A 335-nucleotide genomic window follows, 5' to 3' on the forward strand; every position below is an offset into this window, starting at 1 on the left:
AGGTGCCAGCGCGGCTGCCATTGCAGGCGGCTGCGGGCTTTGGAGCAGTCCAGCTTGAGGTAGTGCGCCTCGTGCGGTTGGGGTGCGCTGTCCAGCTCCCAGCTGGCGCCCTTGCCCCAGCTCTCGCACAGGCGCGAGATGATCCATTCCACCGGGCGCGCGTCGATGTCGTGCGGGCCGAAGTTGAAGCCTTCGGCGTACGCGGCGCCGTGGGTATACAGGTGCTCGGCCAGGGTCAGGTAGCCCGACAGCGGTTCCAGCACGTGCTGCCACGGGCGGATCGCGTGCGGGCTGCGGATGCGCACCGGCTTGCCGGCGGCGATGGCGCGCACCAT

1 pseudogene is annotated in these 335 nt (G+C 70.1%); it reads right to left on the reverse strand.

Annotation, left to right across the window (positions count from 1 at the left end):
• Positions 1-335 (reverse strand): annotated as a pseudogene (locus ACCD07_RS32300) (CDP-glucose 4,6-dehydratase); the annotation flags it as partial.

This window comes from Duganella sp. Dugasp56 (assembly GCF_047304105.1).
Taxonomy (GTDB): domain Bacteria; phylum Pseudomonadota; class Gammaproteobacteria; order Burkholderiales; family Burkholderiaceae_D; genus Rugamonas; species Rugamonas hordei.